At 74.5% G+C, this 15170-nt stretch carries 15 protein-coding genes and 1 tRNA gene; 8 read left to right on the top strand and 8 right to left on the bottom strand.

From position 1 onward, the window contains the following. The first annotated feature begins 101 nt into the window (after positions 1 to 101). Together H596_RS23385 and H596_RS0109720 are read left to right on the top strand one after the other, a co-directional pair. Positions 102 to 704, top strand: a complete 603-nt coding sequence (locus tag H596_RS23385) for a DNA glycosylase family protein (protein ID WP_084602660.1) — start codon at positions 102 to 104, stop codon at positions 702 to 704. Beyond that, the gene (locus tag H596_RS0109720; protein ID WP_051212731.1) at positions 704 to 1858 is read left to right on the top strand and encodes an aminotransferase; all 1155 of its coding nucleotides are present in this window, start codon (positions 704 to 706) and stop codon (positions 1856 to 1858) included. The genes H596_RS23385 and H596_RS0109720 overlap by 1 nt, the downstream gene beginning before the upstream one ends. An 83-nt stretch (positions 1859 to 1941) precedes the next feature. Here H596_RS0109720 and H596_RS0109715 read toward each other — a convergent pair whose 3' ends face one another. Together H596_RS0109715 and hydA are read right to left on the bottom strand one after the other, a co-directional pair. Continuing rightward, positions 1942 to 2907 carry a Bug family tripartite tricarboxylate transporter substrate binding protein gene (locus H596_RS0109715; protein WP_027284726.1) on the bottom strand — a complete coding sequence of 322 codons (966 nt, stop codon included), beginning with the start codon at positions 2905 to 2907 and terminating at the stop codon, positions 1942 to 1944. 68 nt (positions 2908 to 2975) lie between these two features. Then, positions 2976 to 4415 carry a dihydropyrimidinase gene (gene hydA / locus H596_RS0109710; RefSeq protein ID WP_027284725.1) on the bottom strand — a complete coding sequence of 480 codons (1440 nt, stop codon included), beginning with the start codon at positions 4413 to 4415 and terminating at the stop codon, positions 2976 to 2978. Between the two features lie 85 nt (positions 4416 to 4500). Here hydA and hemN point away from each other — a divergent pair, with 85 nt between their 5' ends. Further along, entirely contained in the window at positions 4501 to 5832 is a 1332-nt protein-coding gene (gene hemN / locus H596_RS0109705; RefSeq protein WP_027284724.1) for an oxygen-independent coproporphyrinogen III oxidase, read from the top strand. Positions 5833 to 5835: 3 nt separating this feature from the next. Here the strand turns inward: hemN and H596_RS0109700 are convergent, their stop codons facing one another. The 3 genes from H596_RS0109700 to H596_RS0109690 form a co-directional block, all read right to left on the bottom strand. After that, positions 5836 to 6474 (bottom strand): MBL fold metallo-hydrolase, encoded by a 639-nt coding sequence (locus tag H596_RS0109700; RefSeq protein ID WP_037300783.1) that lies wholly within the window; start codon positions 6472 to 6474, stop codon positions 5836 to 5838. 116 nt (positions 6475 to 6590) lie between these two features. After that, positions 6591 to 7943 carry an ATP-binding protein gene (locus H596_RS0109695; RefSeq protein ID WP_342663344.1) on the bottom strand — a complete coding sequence of 451 codons (1353 nt, stop codon included), beginning with the start codon at positions 7941 to 7943 and terminating at the stop codon, positions 6591 to 6593. Beyond that, complete coding sequence (locus H596_RS0109690) at positions 7940 to 8656, bottom strand: response regulator (RefSeq protein WP_027284721.1); 717 nt, start codon at positions 8654 to 8656, stop codon at positions 7940 to 7942. Before H596_RS0109690 ends, H596_RS0109695 begins: the two co-directional genes overlap by 4 nt. Positions 8657 to 8755: 99 nt before the next feature. Between H596_RS0109690 and H596_RS0109685 the strand changes: the two genes are divergently transcribed. From H596_RS0109685 to H596_RS0109665, 5 genes are all read left to right on the top strand, one after another. Then, a tRNA-Leu gene (locus tag H596_RS0109685) sits at positions 8756 to 8841 on the top strand. Between the two features lie 84 nt (positions 8842 to 8925). Then, positions 8926 to 9219, top strand: a complete 294-nt coding sequence (locus H596_RS0109680; RefSeq protein ID WP_027284720.1) for an acyl carrier protein — start codon at positions 8926 to 8928, stop codon at positions 9217 to 9219. A gap of 3 nt (positions 9220 to 9222) precedes the next feature. After that, positions 9223 to 9669: a 3-hydroxyacyl-ACP dehydratase FabZ family protein gene (locus H596_RS0109675; protein ID WP_027284719.1), complete on the top strand. Its 447-nt coding sequence runs from the start codon at positions 9223 to 9225 to the stop codon at positions 9667 to 9669. Continuing rightward, complete coding sequence (locus tag H596_RS0109670; protein ID WP_037300780.1) at positions 9669 to 10724, top strand: beta-ketoacyl-ACP synthase; 1056 nt, start codon at positions 9669 to 9671, stop codon at positions 10722 to 10724. Before H596_RS0109675 ends, H596_RS0109670 begins: the two co-directional genes overlap by 1 nt. Further along, positions 10724 to 11935 (top strand): beta-ketoacyl synthase N-terminal-like domain-containing protein, encoded by a 1212-nt coding sequence (locus H596_RS0109665; protein ID WP_037300778.1) that lies wholly within the window; start codon positions 10724 to 10726, stop codon positions 11933 to 11935. Before H596_RS0109670 ends, H596_RS0109665 begins: the two co-directional genes overlap by 1 nt. 12 nt (positions 11936 to 11947) lie before the next feature. Here H596_RS0109665 and leuB read toward each other — a convergent pair whose 3' ends face one another. From leuB to leuC, 3 genes are read right to left on the bottom strand one after another with little or no spacing between them, the layout of a single operon-like run. Continuing rightward, positions 11948 to 13036, bottom strand: coding sequence for a 3-isopropylmalate dehydrogenase (gene leuB, locus H596_RS0109660; protein WP_084602659.1), 1089 nt, complete (start codon positions 13034 to 13036; stop codon positions 11948 to 11950). Then, on the bottom strand, positions 13033 to 13656 hold the full coding sequence (gene leuD / locus H596_RS0109655) for a 3-isopropylmalate dehydratase small subunit (protein WP_027284716.1): 624 nt from the start codon (positions 13654 to 13656) through the stop codon (positions 13033 to 13035). Before leuD ends, leuB begins: the two co-directional genes overlap by 4 nt. 2 nt (positions 13657 to 13658) lie before the next feature. Continuing rightward, complete coding sequence (gene leuC / locus H596_RS0109650; protein WP_027284715.1) at positions 13659 to 15056, bottom strand: 3-isopropylmalate dehydratase large subunit; 1398 nt, start codon at positions 15054 to 15056, stop codon at positions 13659 to 13661. Between the last annotated feature and the right edge of the window lie 114 nt (positions 15057 to 15170).

The raw sequence follows: 15170 nt of genomic DNA, 5'->3' as shown, positions 1-15170 counted from the left end.
CCTCCGTGCTGCGCGCAGGGTGCGGCCCGCGGCGGGCCTGTGCAAGCCCCGCACCGGCGCTAGAAGGAGGGCGATGACCGCAGACCTCGCCGCCGCGCGCGCTGCTCTTCGCGCGCGAGCCCCGCTTCGCCGCGATCGAGGCGCAGGCGGGGCCGCTGCCCTGGCGCACGCGCCCGCGCGGCTTTCCGGGACTGCTGCGGACGATCTGCGGCCAGCAGATCAGCAACCAGGCGGCGGGCGCGATCTGGCGGCGGCTCAGCGCCCTGCCCGGCGCGCTCACGCCCGAGGGGCTGCTCGCGCTCGACGATGCGGCGCTCTGCGGGGCGGCCGGCCTCTCGCGCCCCAAGGCCGCCCATGCGCGCGCGCTGGCCCGCGCCTGCCTCGAGGGCGCGCTGGACTTCGCCGCGCTGGCCCGCGCGGAGGACGAGGCGGCGGTGGCGATGCTCTGCGCCCTGCGCGGCCTCGGCCCCTGGACGGCCGACGTGCATCTGCTCTTCGCCGAGCAGCGGCCCGACATCTTCCCGAGCGGCGACATCGCGCTGGCCAATGCCACGCAACACCTCTTCGCCCTGCCCGCCCGCCCCGCGCCGCGCGCGCTGGCCGCCATGGCCGCGGCGTGGTCGCCCGCGCGGTCTCTTGCGGCGCGGCTTCTGTGGCACCACTGGCGGCACGTCACCGGCCGCCCCCTCGTCGAGGACCCCTGATGCCCTTCGCGCCCACCATCCTCGCCACGCCCGATCCGCCCATTCCCGCCGCGCGCGCCTGGGCGGCGCGCTATGACGGGCGGCACGGCCCCGCGCTCGACCTCACCCAGGCCGTGCCGGGCTATCCGCCGCACCCCGAGCTGCTGGCCCGTCTCGGCGAGGCGGCCGCCGATCGCGCGCTCGCGGGCTATGGCCCCATCGCCGGGGACGCCCCGCTGCGCGAGGCGCTGGCGGCGGACCTCGCGGAGGTCTATGGCGCGCCCCTCCGCCCCGCCGAGGTGGCGATCACCGCCGGCTGCAACCTCGCCTTCGCCATGGCGGCGAAGGTGGTCGCCGCGCCGGGCGACAACATCCTCATCCCCACGCCCTGGTACTTCAACCACGCCATGGCGCTGCACATGGCGGGCGTGGAGCCGCGCCCCCTGCCCTGCCGCGCCGAGGACGGGTTTCTCCCCGACCCCGGGCGCGCCGAGGCGCTGGTCGATGCGCGCAGCCGCGCCATCCTGCTGGTCACGCCCAACAACCCCACGGGCGCGATCTATCCGCCCGCGCTGATCCACGCCTTCGCGGCGCTCGCGCGCCGGCGCGGCCTCTGGCTGATGCTGGACGAGACCTACCGCGACTTCCTGCCCGAAGGGGCGGGCGCGCCGCACGGCCTCTTCGCCGATGCGGAGGCCTGGCCCGAGTATCTGGTCCAGCTCTACAGCTTCTCGAAGGCCTATTGCGTGCCAGGCCACCGGCTCGGCGCGGTGGTGGCGGGCGAGGCCTTCCAGGCGCAGCTCGCGAAAGCCCTCGACACGCTGCAGATCTGCCCCGCCCGTCCGGCCCAGCGCGTGCTGGCCTGGGCCATCGCGGCGCTGCGGGAGTGGCGCGCGGGCAACCGCGCCATCATGGAAGGCCGCGCGAGCGCCTGCCGCGCCGCGCTCAGCGGGATGCGGCTCGATGCGATGGGCGCCTATTTCGCCTATCTGCGCCTGCCCGAGGGCGCGCCCGATGCGCTCGCCGCCGCCGAGCGCCTGGCCGCCGAGCAAGGCGTGATGACGCTGCCCGGCCCCTTCTTCGGGCCGGGGCAGGAACGCCATCTGCGCCTCGCCTTCGCCAATGCCGAGGCCGCGCGGCTTGCGGAGCTCGCCACGCGGCTGCGCTTCGGCTGATCATGCCAGCGGCTGCTTGCCGTGACTCCCGAGAAGGCGGCGCGGCCGCTGGCATGATACGTCCGGCCATTCGGCCGGCCGCATCACTCGGGCTGGAAGTTGGCGATGCGCAGCAGCTCCTGCGTGCGCTCGAAATCGCGCCGGATGAACTGGGCGAACTGGGGCGCGCCCTCGAACAGCGCCTCGATGCCGAGCGAGGTGGTGCGCTCCGTCACGTCCGGCTCGGCCATGATGGCGCGCAGCGCCTCGCCCATGCGGGCCTTCACCTCCTCGGGCGTGTTGCGCGGGCCCCAGTAGCCCCACCAGGATTGCAGATCCACCGAGGGCATGCCGCCCTCGGCAGTGGTCGGCACTTCGGGCGCGGCCGGGCTGCGCCGGCCGGAGGTGATGGCGATGGGCTTCACCCGGTTCGCCCGCACCGGCGGCAGCGTGGCGAGCATCGGGTCGAAGATGAGCTGCACGCGGTCCGTGAACAGGTCGGCCAGCGCGGGGGCGGTGCCGCGATAGGAGACGATGGGCACATCCACCCCGATCTGGCGGATGAACTCCACCGTGGCGAGATGCCCCGCCGCGCCCAGCGCCGAGGTGGCGAAGGACCAGTCGCGCGGGTTGGCGCGGATGGCGGCCACCACCTCTTGCAGCGTGGTCTGCGGGCGCTGCGGCGCCATGATGAGCAGCAGCGGCCCCTGCCCCACGCGCGCGATCGGGTCGAGGTCGGTGATCGGGTCATAGCCCGGGTTGCGCATGACGAGGCGCGCGAGCGTCTGCACGCTGGCCGAGAAGCAGAGCGTGTGCCCATCGGCCGGCGCCTGCGCCACCGCGATGCCGCCCACCGCGCCGTTGCCGCCGGCGCGGTTCTCCACCACGAAGGGCTGGCCCAGCCTGTCCTGCAGCTTCTGCGCGGTGAGCCGCGCCATGGTGTCCACCGACCCGCCCGGGGCGAAGGGCACGATCACGCGCACCCCGCGTTGCGGCCAGCCGCCCTGCGCCAGCGCCGGCGCCGCGAGGCCGAGCACGGCCCCCGCGGCGATGAGTTCCCGCCTCTTCATCAGCCCAGACTCCCTGTCCGTTTCGTGACAGCTAATCAAAGCGGCGGGCCCGCGTCCACCGCCGAGCCTCAGCCGGCGGCCGGAAAGCCGTTGGGCAGCACGCCCCGCGGCGCGATGAGCGGATAGGGTGCGCGCGGCAGGAAGCGCCCGCTGCCGGGGGCGGCGGTGACCTCGTCCTCGCGCATCACCTCCTCGCCGCGGCGGAAGACGCGCACGGGCCAGCCCTTCACCGTCATGCCCTCATAGGGCGTGTAGTCGATGGCGTGCTGCATCAGCGCATTCGACAGCACCCGCTCGCGCGCGGGATCCCAGAGCGCGATGTCGGCATCCGCGCCGATGTGGATGCCGCCCTTGCGCGGCCAGAGCCCCATCATCCTCGCGGGGTTGCTGCAGCCGAGCCGCACGAACTGCTCGGGCGTCAGCCGCCCCTTGGAGACGCCCTCGCTGAACAGCAGCGGCAGGCGCGCGGCGAAGCCCGGGATGCCGTTGGGCACCAGGTCGAAACGCTCCGTGCCGTTCTGGCGCTTGCCATGCGGGCCCTCGAAGCTGAAGGCGCAATGGTCGCTGCTCACCACGTCTAGCACGCCGCGGCGGATCATCTCCCACACCCGCTCGTGCTCGGCCGCATCGCGCGGGGCGGGGCTGCACATGAACTTCGCGCCTTCGAAGCCCGGGCGGTCCATGTGGGCGGCGGTGAGGGTGAGGTATTGCGGGCAGGTCTCGCCCCAGACCTTCACGCCGCGCGCCTGGGCGCGGGCGATCTCCTCGGCCGCCTCGGCGCAGCTCACGTGGAAGATCTGGATGGGCTGGTCCAGCAGCTCCGCCAGCGCGATGGCGCGGTGCGTCGCCTCGCGCTCCACCACGGGCGGCCGGGCCCAGGCGTGGTATTTGGGCGCGGTGAGGCCCGCCGCCAGCAGCGCCCGGATGCGCCAGTTGATCGCGTCGTAGTTCTCGCAATGCACGGTGACGAGGCACTGGTGCTTGCGCGCCGCGGCCAGCACGCGAAGGTATTCGGCGTCGCTGACGTGCAGCGGCTCGTAGGTGAGGAAGACCTTGAGCGAGCGGATGCCCTTCGCCACCACCTGCGGCAGCTCCTCCTCGATCACGCGCTCCGTGGGGTCGGTGATGATCTGGTGGAAGCTGTGGTCCAGCATGGCGTGGCGGGCGCGGGCCTCGTAGTCCGCGAGGCGCTCCAGCAGCCCGCCGCCCTTCCACTGCGGCACGAAGCAGACCGCCGAGGTGGTGCCGCCCGCGAAGGCCGAGCGCGAGGCGGTGACGAAGCTCTCCTCGTTCGCGCCGCCGCCGGGCTGGGGTTCCTCGATGTGGCAGTGGCTGTCCACCCCGCCCGGCATCACCCACAGCCCGTCGGCCTCGACGATGCGGCGGGCGTCGCGGATGCTCTCCGCCAGCGCCACCACGCGCCCCCCGCTGACGCCGACATCGGCGCGCTGCATGCCCTCCGCCGTCACCACCACGCCGCCACGGATCGCAAGCTCGACTTCGGCCATCGGGGATTCCTTCCTCGCTGCGCGCGAGCATTCCCGGTTGATCGGGCGCAAGGCAAGCGGCCCGGCACGGGGGCAGAGTCGCGCCATGCAGACCCAGGCCCTCTCCGCCTACGCGACGGCGAATCTGCCCCGCTACACGAGCTACCCCACGGCGCCGCATTTCGGCCCGCTGGAGGAGGGCGCCTGGCGCGGCTGGCTCGCGCGGATGAAGCCGGCCGAGCGCCTCTCGCTCTACGTCCACATCCCCTTCTGCCACGAGCTCTGCTGGTATTGCGGCTGCCACACCGCGGTGACGCGCAGCGAGGAGCGCATCGCGCGCTACGCCGAGGCGCTGCATCGCGAGGCGCGGATGCTCGCCCTCGCGCTTCCGGCGGACGGGATCGTGCAGCACCTGCACCTGGGCGGCGGCACGCCGAGCGCGCTGGGCGCGGCGCGGCTCGGCGCGCTGCTCGCGCGGCTACGCACGCTCTTCCCCTTCGCCCGCCACGCGGAGCTCTGCGTCGAGCTCGATCCGCGCACGCTGACCGAGGATGTGGTGGCGGTGCTGGCGCGCGAGGGCTTCTCGCGCGCCTCGCTCGGCCTGCAGGACGCGAACCCCGAGGTGCAGGCCCGCATGGGCCGCGTGCAGCCCGAGCCCGTGGTGCGCGAGGCCGTGCGCCGGCTGCGCGAGGCCGGGATCGGCGGGCTCAACCTCGACATGATGTACGGGCTGCCGGGGCAGACCGAGGCGCATGTGCGCGCCACCGCGGCGCTGGCCGCGGCGCTGGGGGCGGATCGCGTGGCCGTGTTCGGCTATGCGCATGTGCCCTGGATGAAGCCCGTGCAGAAGGCCATCGAGACGGCCGAACTGCCGGGCGCGCACGAACGCCTGGCGCAGGCCGCCGCGGCCGGAGAGGTGCTGCGCGCGGCGGGCTATGTCCCCATCGGGCTCGACCATTTCGCCCGGCCCGAGGATTCCATGGCCAAGGCCGCCGCCTCCGGCCGGCTCCGGCGCAACTTCCAGGGCTACACGACGGACGAGGCGCCGATGCTGCTCGGCCTCGGTGCCTCGGCCATCAGCGCCACGCCCCAGGGCTATGCGCAGAACATCCCCGAGGAGCGCGGCTATGTCGCGGCCGTGGAGGCGGGCCGCCTGCCCGTGGCGCGCGGCGTCGCGCTGACGGCCGAGGACGCGATCCGCCGGGAGGCCATCGAGCGCGTGATGTGCGACCTCGCCCTCGACCTCGACACCCTGCCCGCCGCCGTGCTCACCACCGCCCTGCCCGGGCTGCAGGCGCTGGAGCGGGACGGGCTGCTGCGCATCGCCGGAAGCTGGCTGACCGTGCCCGACGAGGCCCGCGCCTTCCTGCGCCACGTCGCCGCCTGCTTCGACGCGCGGCTGGGCAGCGGCGCGGGGCGGCACAGCGCCGCCGTGTGAGCCTCAGCGCGGCAGGAAGGGATTCGTCCGCCGCTCCGTCCCGAAATCCGAGCCGGGGCCATGGCCGCAGACGAAGGCGATGTCGTCGCCGAGCGGCAGGAGCTTCATCACGATCGCGCCGATCAGCGCGTCATGGTCGCCATAGGGGAAATCCGTCCGCCCGATGGAGCCGCGGAACAGCACGTCGCCCACGAAGGCCACGCGCAGCGCGGTGCTGACGAACACCACGCTGCCCGGCGAATGGCCGGGGCAGTGCAGCACCTGGAAGGTCTCGCCGCCGATCATGACCTCCTCGCCCTCCTCCAGCCAGCGGTCGGGGACGAGGTTGCGCGCGCCATCGAGGCCATAGGCGGCGCCCTGCCGCTCCAGGTTCGCGAGCAGCATCGCGTCGGCGCGGTGCGGGCCGATCACGGGCGCGCCGGTGCGCTCGCGCAGCTCCTCCGCGCCCCCGGCATGGTCGATGTGGCCGTGGGTGAGCAGGATCTGCTCCACCGTCAGTCCCTGCGCCTCGACCGCGGCGAGGATGCGCGGAACATCGCCGCCCGGGTCGATCACCGTGGCGCGCCTCGCCGCATCGTCCCAGACAAGGCAGCAGTTCTGCTCGAAGGCGGTGACGGGGATGATGGCGGCCTTCAGGGCCATGGCGTCGGTCCTCATGCGCGCGGCCGCATGCCGGGACTTGCGAGAAGCCCGCGCGGCCGCCGGCATGCTTCTGCCCTGACGGGCCGCCCCCGCCAACCCGGCCCGCGCGCCGATGATCACCCGGGCAGCGAGACCACCACCCTCAGCCCGCCGCCCTCGCGGTTGTGCAGGCTCACCTCGCCGCCATGGGCGCGCAGGATGCTGCGCGCGATGGTCAGGCCGAGCCCGGTGCCTCCCGTCTCGCGGTTGCGGCTGCCCTCGATGCGGCGGAAGGGCTGGAACACCTCCTCCAGCGCGGCCTCGGGAATGCCGGGGCCGTCATCCTCGATGGCGATCACCGCGCCCGCCCCGCGCGGCTCCAGGGAGAGCCGCGCCGCGCCGCCGTATTTCAGCGCATTGCCCACGAGGTTGCCCAGCGCGCGCTTCATCGCGAGCGGGCGCAGCGTCACGGTCAGGTGCTCGGGGCCGCTGTAGGCGATCTTCTCCGCGAGCTCGGGCTGCGCGTCCGCCGCCTCGTCCAGCACGGTGCGCGCGAGCGCGGCGAGATCGACCGGCGCGGCGGGCTCGGCCGCGGCATCGTCGCGGGCGAAGGCGAGGGTGGCGGCGATCATCGCCTCCATCTCCGCAAGGTCCGCCAGCATGCGGCGCTGCTGCTCCTCGTCCTCCATCAGCTCGGCGCGCAGGCGCAGCCGGGTGATGGGCGTGCGCAGGTCATGGCCGATGGCGGCGAGCATCTGCGTGCGGTCGGCCACGAAGCGGCGGATGTTGCTCGCCATGCCGTTGAAGGCGGCCGCCGCCTGCGCCACCTCGCGCGGGCCGGTCTCGGGCAGGGCGGGGGCGTTCACGTCGCGCCCCAGCCGCTCGGCCGCGGCGGCGAGGTCGCGCACCGGCCGCGTCAGGCGGCGCACCGCCCAGAGGATGAGCAGCGCCGCCATCACCGACATGGCCGCGAAGGCGGCGAGGAAACGGTCGGAATGCCAGGGGCGCGGCGCGGGCAGGCGCAGCCGCAGGTTGAGCCAGCCGCCCTCGGCGAAGCGCAGCGAAAGCGCCACCTCCGCGGGCCCGGCCGCGGCCGAGAGGCTCTCGGCCGGGCGCAGCCGGCGCGGCCCGGGCGGGGGCGCGGGCGGGGGCGGATCGAGCCGGAACAGCCGGCCCAGATGCGGCGGCACGGGCGGCATGTCCGGCCGCACCCAGGGCTCGCGGTCGAAGCTCGCGAGCAGGTTGGGCGGCAGATCGGCCTCGGCCAGCGCGGCCGCCCGCCGCTCCGGCGGCTGGGTGACGAGGGCGCGCCACAGAGCGAAGGCGCGGAAGGAGAGGTCGCGCGCCTCGGCCGCGCGCTGCAGTTCCAGCCTGTCGAAGGCGTGGATGGTGAGGCCGAGGCCCTGCACCGCCATCAGCCCCAGGATCAGCACCAGCGCCGTGCGCCCCGCGAGGGTGGCGGGCCAGAGCCGCGCGAGCAGGCTGCTCACGCCCGCTCCACCACCGCCGAGAGCACATAGCCGCCGCCGCGCACGGTCTTGATCACCGAGGGGTTGCGCCCGTCGTCCTCGAGCTTGCGCCGGAGGCGGGAGATGGCGACGTCGATGGCGCGGTCGAAGGGGCCTGGCTGGCGGTTGTGCAGCAGGTCCATCAGCATGTCGCGCGTCAGCACGCGGTTGGGGCGTTCGAGCAGCGTCATCAGCAGCTCGTATTCGCCGCCCGTCAGCGGCACCTCCACGCCCTCGGGGTTGAGCAGCCGCCGCCGCGCGGGCTCCAGCACCCAGCCGGCGAAGCGCAGCGCGCGCTCGGGCGCGGCGGGCGCGGCCTCCGCCCCCTGGGTGCGGCGCAGCACGGCGCGGATGCGCGCCAGCAGCTCGCGCGGGTTGAAGGGCTTGGCCATGTAGTCGTCCGCGCCGAGCTCGAGCCCCACGATGCGGTCCGTCTCCTCGCCCATGGCGGTGAGCATCACGATCGGCACCTGCGACTGGGCGCGCAGCCAGCGCGCGAGGTCGAGCCCCGATTCACCGGGCATCATCAGGTCGAGCACGATCAGGTCGTAGCGGGCGAGCGGCCAGAGCTTGCGGCATTCCCGCGCGTCGCGCGCGAGGCTCACGCGCAGCCCCTGCTTCTCCAGGAAACGGCCGAGGAGTTCGCGGATCTCGCGGTCATCGTCCACGACCAGGATGTGCGGCTTCGGATCCATGCGGCGATGTTACAATCGGGCGGGGTTTCGGTGGGTTCCCGATTGTAACGGCCGGCCCTCGCCGCGGGCGGCGGGGCATGGTAAGCCTTCGCCGAGGAAGGGGGCGTGCCGGAACGGTAGACGGACTCGGCTCAAAATCGAGCGGCCGCGAGGCCATGGGGGTTCGAGTCCCCCCGCCCCTACCAGCGCCCGGCCCCGCCCGGGCGCTGGACAGCCGCGCGCGGACGCGCCAAACCACCGCCGACCTGACACCCACGGAGTTCGCCGCCATGTCCCCGGCGCCCAGCGACGCCTTCTCGACCATCGCCGACATCATCGCCGAGACGGCGAACATCGACCGCGCCAAGATCACGCCCGAGGCGCATGTGATCAACGACCTCGGCATCGACAGCCTCGACTTCCTCGACATCGTCTTCGAGATCGACAAGCGCTTCGGCATCAAGGTCCCGGTCGAGGCCTGGACGGAGCAGGTGAACAGCGGCAAGGCGCCCGCGGAGCAGTTCTTCGTGATGGGCAGCCTGGCCAAGCGCATCGAGGAACTGGTCGCGGCCAAGCAGGGCTGAGCCTTGCGCCTCGAATATTTCGAGATGGTGGACCGCGTGCTGGAGCATGGGCCGGAGCGGCTCGTCGCCCGCGCGCGCGTGCCGGAGGCGAGCCCGGTCTTCGAAGGGCATTTCCCCGGCTTCCCGCTGCTGCCCGGCGTGCTGATGATCGAGACCATGGCCCAGGCGGCGGGCTGGCTCATCGTCGCGCGCAGCGGCTTCGCGCGCATGGCGCTGCTCGCCAAGGTGGGCGAGGCGAAGCTGCGCGGCATGGTGAAGCCCGGTGCGGAGCTGACCGTGACGGCCGAGCTGCGTCACGACGGATCGGGCTATGCGGTGCTGCACGGCAGCCTCGCCGAGGGCGAGGCCCGGGCGGCGGAGGCCGAGCTCACCCTCAAGACCCTCCCCTTCCCCGCGGCGGAGCTGGAGACCGCCGTGCGGGCCCGCGCGCGCGCGATCGGGCTCGCCTGATGCGCGGCGTGGTCGTCACCGGGCTCGGCCTCGCCTCCTCCCAGGGCGAGGGGCGGGCGGCGCATGCGGCGCTGCTGGGCGGCGCGCCTCCGGTGCTGGACGAGGCGCGGCTCGCCCCCTTCCCCATCCACCCCCTGCCCGCCCTGCCGCTCGATGCCGCCATCCCGCGCCGCGAGTTCCGCCAGATGGAGGCCTGGCAGCGGCTGGGCGTCTATGGCGCGGGGCTCGCCATCGCCGACGCCGGGGCGACGCCCCGGGTCGCCGAGATGGACCTCGTGGTGGCCGCCGGCGGCGGCGAGCGCGACACGGCGCTCGACACGCAGATCCTCGCCGCCCGGCCCGGGCAGGTCGAGCGGCACCGTATGCTGATGGACGGGCTGCGCCCCACCCTCTTCCTCGCGCAGCTCTCCAACCTGCTGGCCGGCTCCATCTCCATCGTGCACGGCGTGGCGCGCTCCTCCCGCACGCTGATGGGCGAGGAGATCGCGGGGGCCGAGGCGCTGCGCGTCGCCGCCCAGCGCATCGCGGCGGGGCGTTCGGCGCTCGCGCTGACCGGCGGGGCGCTCTCCAGCGACCGGCCGGAGCTGCTGCTGCTCTACGGGCTCGGCGGGCAGTTGGCGCGCGCGCCCTGGCGGCCTCTGCCGGCCCGGCGCGGCCTCGCGCTCGGCGCGGGCGCGGCCTTCCTGGTGCTGGAGCCCGAGGGCGCGGCGCGGCCTCTCGCCCGGCTCGCGCAGGTGCTGACCGACCAGGGCGCCCCCGAGGGCCGGCGCGCGCGCCTCGCCGCGCTGCTGGAGCGCACGGGGGCGGGGCCGGAGGCCATGCTGCTCTCCACCGCCTCCGGCGCGCCGGAGGCGACGCAGGACGAGCTGGCCGTGCTGCCCCGCGCGCCCGATCTCTTCGCCGCCGATCTCCTCGGCCATCTGGTCGAGGCCGCCTTTCCCATGGGCGTGGCGCTCGGCGCGCTCGCCATCGCCGAGGGCCGGGCGCGGCAGGTGCTCGTCACCGGCTGCGGCCAGTGGCGCGGCGAGGCCGTGGCCCTGCTGGAGGCGCCCTGATGCGCATCGCCGTCACCGGAATGGGCCTCGTCACCGCGCTCGGCTGGGGGGTGGAGGCGAGCTGGGCCGCGATCCGCGCCGGGCGCTCGGGCGTGCGGCCCATCGCGCGCTTCGACACCACGGGGCTGCGCACGCGCATCGCCGCCTGCGTGGACCTGCCCGAGGATCTGCCCGGCCGCCCCGTCTCCGTCGCCGCGCGCACGCGCCGGCTGGGCGAGGCCGCCATCGCCGAGGCGCTGGCCCAGGCGGGCCATGCGGGCCCCTTCCCCGGCCCGCTCGCCATCGGCCTGCCGCCGGTGGAGATCGAGTGGCACCAGCGCCTCGACCTCGGCGCGGCCGACTACCCCGGGATGATCTCCGCCGCCGAGGGGCGGCGCGACCTCTACGAGGAGCTGCTCTTCGGCGCCACCGCCGCGCATCTGGCCGAGCGTTTCGGCACGCGCGGCGTGCCGCAGGCCGTCACCACCGCCTGCGCCTCCGGCGCCTCGGCCATCCAGCTCGCCATCGAGGCGATCCGCGCGGGCGAGGCGGAGTGCGCCATCGCCGCCGGCGCCGAGGCCTCGCTGATGCCGGAGACGCTGATCCGCTTCTCGCTGCTGCAGGCGCTCTCGACGCGCAACGATCCGCCCGAGGCGGCCTCGCGCCCCTTCACCCTCTCGCGCGACGGCTTCGTGATGGGCGACGGCGCGGGCGCGCTGGTGCTGGAGACGGAGGAGCGCGCGCGCGCGCGGGGCGCGGCCATCCTCGGCTATGTGCTCGGCGCGGGCGAGGCGGCGGACACCTTCCACCGCACCCGCTCCTCGCCCGACGGCATGGCGATCGTGCGCGCCATGGAGCGCGCCATCGCCGATGCGGGGCTTTCGCCGGGCGAGATCGGCTACATCAACGCGCACGGCACCTCCACGCCCGAGAACGACAAGATGGAGAGCCTGGCCTGCCGGCTGCTGTTCGGCGAGCGGCCGCCGCCCATCTCCTCCACCAAGTCCATGATCGGCCACACCCTCTCGGCGGCGGGGGCCATCGAGGCGGCGGTCTGCCTGCTCGCGCTGCGCGACCAGGTCCTGCCCCCCACCATCAACCAGGACGACCCGGACCCCGAGATCGGCATGGACACGGTGCCGGTGGCGCGCCCGCATGCCTTCCGCGCGGCGCTCTCCAACAGCTTCGGCTTCGGCGGGCAGAACGTCTGCGTGGTGCTGGGCGCGGCCTGATGAGGGCGGCGCTCACAGCGCGTCCAGCACCGCCTGCGTCATCTGCTCCGTGCTCAGCACCGACTCGCCCGGGGCGGCGATGTCGGAGGTGCGGGCGCCGGCGGCCAGGGCGCGGTCCACCGCGGCCTCGAGATGCGCCGCGTCCTCCGCCCGGCCCGCGCTCCAGCGCAGCAGCAGCGCGAGGGAGAGGATGGCCCCCAGCGGGTTGGCCACGCCCCGGCCCGCGATGTCGGGCGCGGAGCCGTGGATGGGCTCGTAGAGCGCGCGCCGCCGGCCCGCCGCATCGGGCGCGGAGAGCGAGGCCGAGGGCAGCATGCCGAGCGAGCCGATGATCGCGCCCGCCGCGTCGCTCAGCAGGTCGCCGAAGAGGTTGTCGGTCAGGATCACGTCGAAGCGGCGCGGGGCGCGCAGGAGCTGGATGGCGCAGTTGTCCGCCAGCATGTGCTCGAGGACGACATCGGGGAACTCCTCCGCGCCGATGCGGCCCACCACCTCGCGCCACAGCGCGCCCGCCTCCATCACGTTCGCCTTGTCCACCGAGGTGACGCGCCCGCGCCGGCCGCGCGCGAGGGCGAAGGCGAAGCGCGCGGCGCGGGCGATCTCGGCCTCGGTGTAGCTGTGGGTGTTCACCCCGCGCCGCGTGCCGTCGGGCAGCGTCTCGACGCCGCGCGGCGTGCCGAAATAGACGCCGGCGGTGAGTTCGCGCACGAGGATCAGGTCCACCCCCTCGGTCACGCGGGGCTTGCAGGGGCTCGCCTCGGCGAGTGCGGCGGGCATCCGCACCGGGCGGAGATTGGCGAAGAGGTCGAGCGCCTTGCGCATGCGCAGCAGCGAGCCCTTGCGCCGCTCCTCCGGCGGCACCACGCCGGCCTGGTCGAGGCTGCCCACCGCGCCGAAGAGGATGGCGTCCGCCTCCAGGATGCGCGCCCAGGTCTCGTCCGGCATCATCGTGCCGTGCTTCGTCCAGTTGGCGAGGCCGAAGTCGCGCCGCAGCACCTCGCAGGCGAAGCCGCGGCGGGTGCGGAACCAGTCGAGCACGCGCAGCGCCGCCTCCGTCACCTCCACGCCCACGCCATCGCCGGGAAGGGCGAGAATCCTCACGCCACGCTCTCCCAGGCCCAGGGGCGGGCGGCGCGGTCGCGCGCGCGCCAGGCCTCGATGGCCTCGCGCTGGCGCAGCGTCAGCGCGATGTCGTCCAGCCCCTCCAGCAGCGCCTGGCGCTTGCGCGCGTCCACCGCGAAGGGGATCTCCTCGCCGCGCGGGGTGATGACCACCTGGCGCTCGAGGTCCACCGTGGTGCGGGCGTTGCCCGGGGCGGCCTCCGTCTCCTCGGCGATGCGGCGGATGGCGGCGATGGGCAGGCGCACGGGCAGGAGCCCGTTCTGGAAGCAGTTGGCGAAGAAGATGTCGCCGAAGCTCGGCGCGATCACGCAGCGCACGCCCATGCCCATCAGCGCCCAGACCGCGCCCTCGCGCGAGGAGCCGCAGCCGAAGTTCTCGTCCGCGAGAAGGATGGGCGCGCCGCGCCAGGCCGGATGGTTGCCGACGAAATCGGGGTTCTCGCTGCCGTCGGCGCGGGTGCGCAGCCGCTCGAAGGCGTAGGGGCCGAGCCCCTCGCGCCCCGTTCCGACGAGGCGCTGGATGGGGATGATCACGTCCGTGTCCACATTCGCCATCATCAGCGGGATGGCGGGGCCGGTGACGCTGCGGAAGGGCTGCATGTTCAGAAACTCCTCGCGTCCACGATGGCGCCGGCGAGCGCGGCCGCGGCCGCCGTGGCGGGCGAGGCGAGGTGCGTGCGCGCCCCGCTGCCCTGCCGGCCGACGAAGTTGCGGTTGGAGGTGGAGACGCAGCGCGCGCCCTCGGGCACGGCCTCGCCATTGGCGGCGACGCAGAGCGCGCAGCCCGGCTCGCGCCATTCGAAGCCGGCTTCGAGGAAGCGGCGGTGCAGCCCCTCGGCCTCGGCCTCGGCCTTCACCTGTTCGCTGCCCGGCACCACCCAGGCGGTGACGTGCGGCGCCTTGCGGCGGCCCTTCAGCATCGCCGCCGCCGCGCGCAAATCCGACAGGCGCGAATTGGTGCAGGAGCCGATGAACACCCAGTCCACCTTCGTGCCGATCAGCGGCTGGCCGGGTGCGAGGCCCATGTAGCGCAGCGCCGCCTCCCAGGCGGCGCGCTGGGCGGCGTCGCGCGCCGCCTCCAGCGGGGGCACATGGCCCGTCACCGCCACCACCTGCTCGGGGCTCGTACCCCAGGTGATCTGCGGCGGGACATCGGCCATGCGGATCGTCTCGTCGCGCGTGAAGACGGCCTCTTCGTCGGAGGGCAGCGCGCGCCACTCGGCCATCGCCTGCTCCCACAGCCGCCCCTTCGGCGCGAAGTCCCGCCCCGCGAGGTAGTGGAAGGTGGCGTCGTCGGGCGCCACCATGCCCACCTTCGCGCCCATCTCGATGGAGAGGTTGCACAGCGTCAGCCGCTCCTCGACCGAGAGCGCGCGCACCGCCTCGCCCGCGTATTCCATGGCCATGCCCGTGCCGGCCGCGGCGCCGAAGCGGCCGATGGCGGCGAGGATCATGTCCTTCGCCGTCACACCGGGCGGGCGGGCGCCCTCGAAGCGGATGCGGAAGGTGCCGGGCCGGCGCTGCGGCAGAGTCTGGGTGGCGAGCGCATGGGCGAGCTCGGAGGCGCCGATGCCGAAGGCGAGCGCCCCCACCCCGCCATTGGTGCAGGTGTGGCTGTCGCCGCAGGCGAGGGTGAGGCCGGGCAGGACGATGGCGAGCTCCGGCGCCATCACATGCACGATGCCGTTGCCGCGCTGGCCGAGGTCGAAGATCCGCACGCCCTCGGCGGCGCAGCGCGCGCGCAGCCGCGCCAGCAGTTCGCCCCCCTTGCGGTAGGTCATCGCCGTGCGCCCCGGCGCGGAGCTCACGGCGTGATCGGGGGTGGCGAAGACCTTGCGCGGCTCGGCCACGCGGAGCCCCTTCTCGGCCAGCTCCTCCATGGCGCGCCCGCCCGAGAGGTCGTGCACCAGGATGCGGTCCAGGTAGAGCAGCGACCAGCCCTCGCCGAGATCGGCCACCACATGCCGGTCCCAGATGCGGTCGAACATGGTGCTCGGCATGGCGCCCCCTCCTCCCGGCCCGTCGCGTTGCGGGCAGTCTCGCCCAGGCCGCGCGGGTTGACCATCCGCGCCCCGGCCCCAATCCTCGCGCAGAGGGGATGAGGGAGGGGGCGG

Origin of the sequence: Rubritepida flocculans DSM 14296, assembly GCF_000425365.1 — a bacterium.
Taxonomy (GTDB): domain Bacteria; phylum Pseudomonadota; class Alphaproteobacteria; order Acetobacterales; family Acetobacteraceae; genus Roseococcus; species Roseococcus flocculans.
The sequence above is the reverse complement of the archived record's forward strand: the minus strand, read 5'-3'. Positions and strand labels throughout refer to the sequence as shown.

Coding starts and splice junctions, on each gene's coding strand:
- H596_RS0109720 (WP_051212731.1), top strand. CDS start 704: ATGCCCTTCGCGCCCACCATCCTCGCCACGCCCGATCCGCCCATTCCC.
- H596_RS0109715 (WP_027284726.1), bottom strand. CDS start 2,907: ATGAAGAGGCGGGAACTCATCGCCGCGGGGGCCGTGCTCGGCCTCGCG.
- hydA (WP_027284725.1), bottom strand. CDS start 4,415: ATGGCCGAAGTCGAGCTTGCGATCCGTGGCGGCGTGGTGGTGACGGCG.
- hemN (WP_027284724.1), top strand. CDS start 4,501: ATGCAGACCCAGGCCCTCTCCGCCTACGCGACGGCGAATCTGCCCCGC.
- H596_RS0109700 (WP_037300783.1), bottom strand. CDS start 6,474: ATGGCCCTGAAGGCCGCCATCATCCCCGTCACCGCCTTCGAGCAGAAC.
- H596_RS0109690 (WP_027284721.1), bottom strand. CDS start 8,656: ATGGATCCGAAGCCGCACATCCTGGTCGTGGACGATGACCGCGAGATC.
- H596_RS0109680 (WP_027284720.1), top strand. CDS start 8,926: ATGTCCCCGGCGCCCAGCGACGCCTTCTCGACCATCGCCGACATCATC.
- H596_RS0109670 (WP_037300780.1), top strand. CDS start 9,669: ATGCGCGGCGTGGTCGTCACCGGGCTCGGCCTCGCCTCCTCCCAGGGC.
- H596_RS0109665 (WP_037300778.1), top strand. CDS start 10,724: ATGCGCATCGCCGTCACCGGAATGGGCCTCGTCACCGCGCTCGGCTGG.
- leuD (WP_027284716.1), bottom strand. CDS start 13,656: ATGCAGCCCTTCCGCAGCGTCACCGGCCCCGCCATCCCGCTGATGATG.
- leuC (WP_027284715.1), bottom strand. CDS start 15,056: ATGCCGAGCACCATGTTCGACCGCATCTGGGACCGGCATGTGGTGGCC.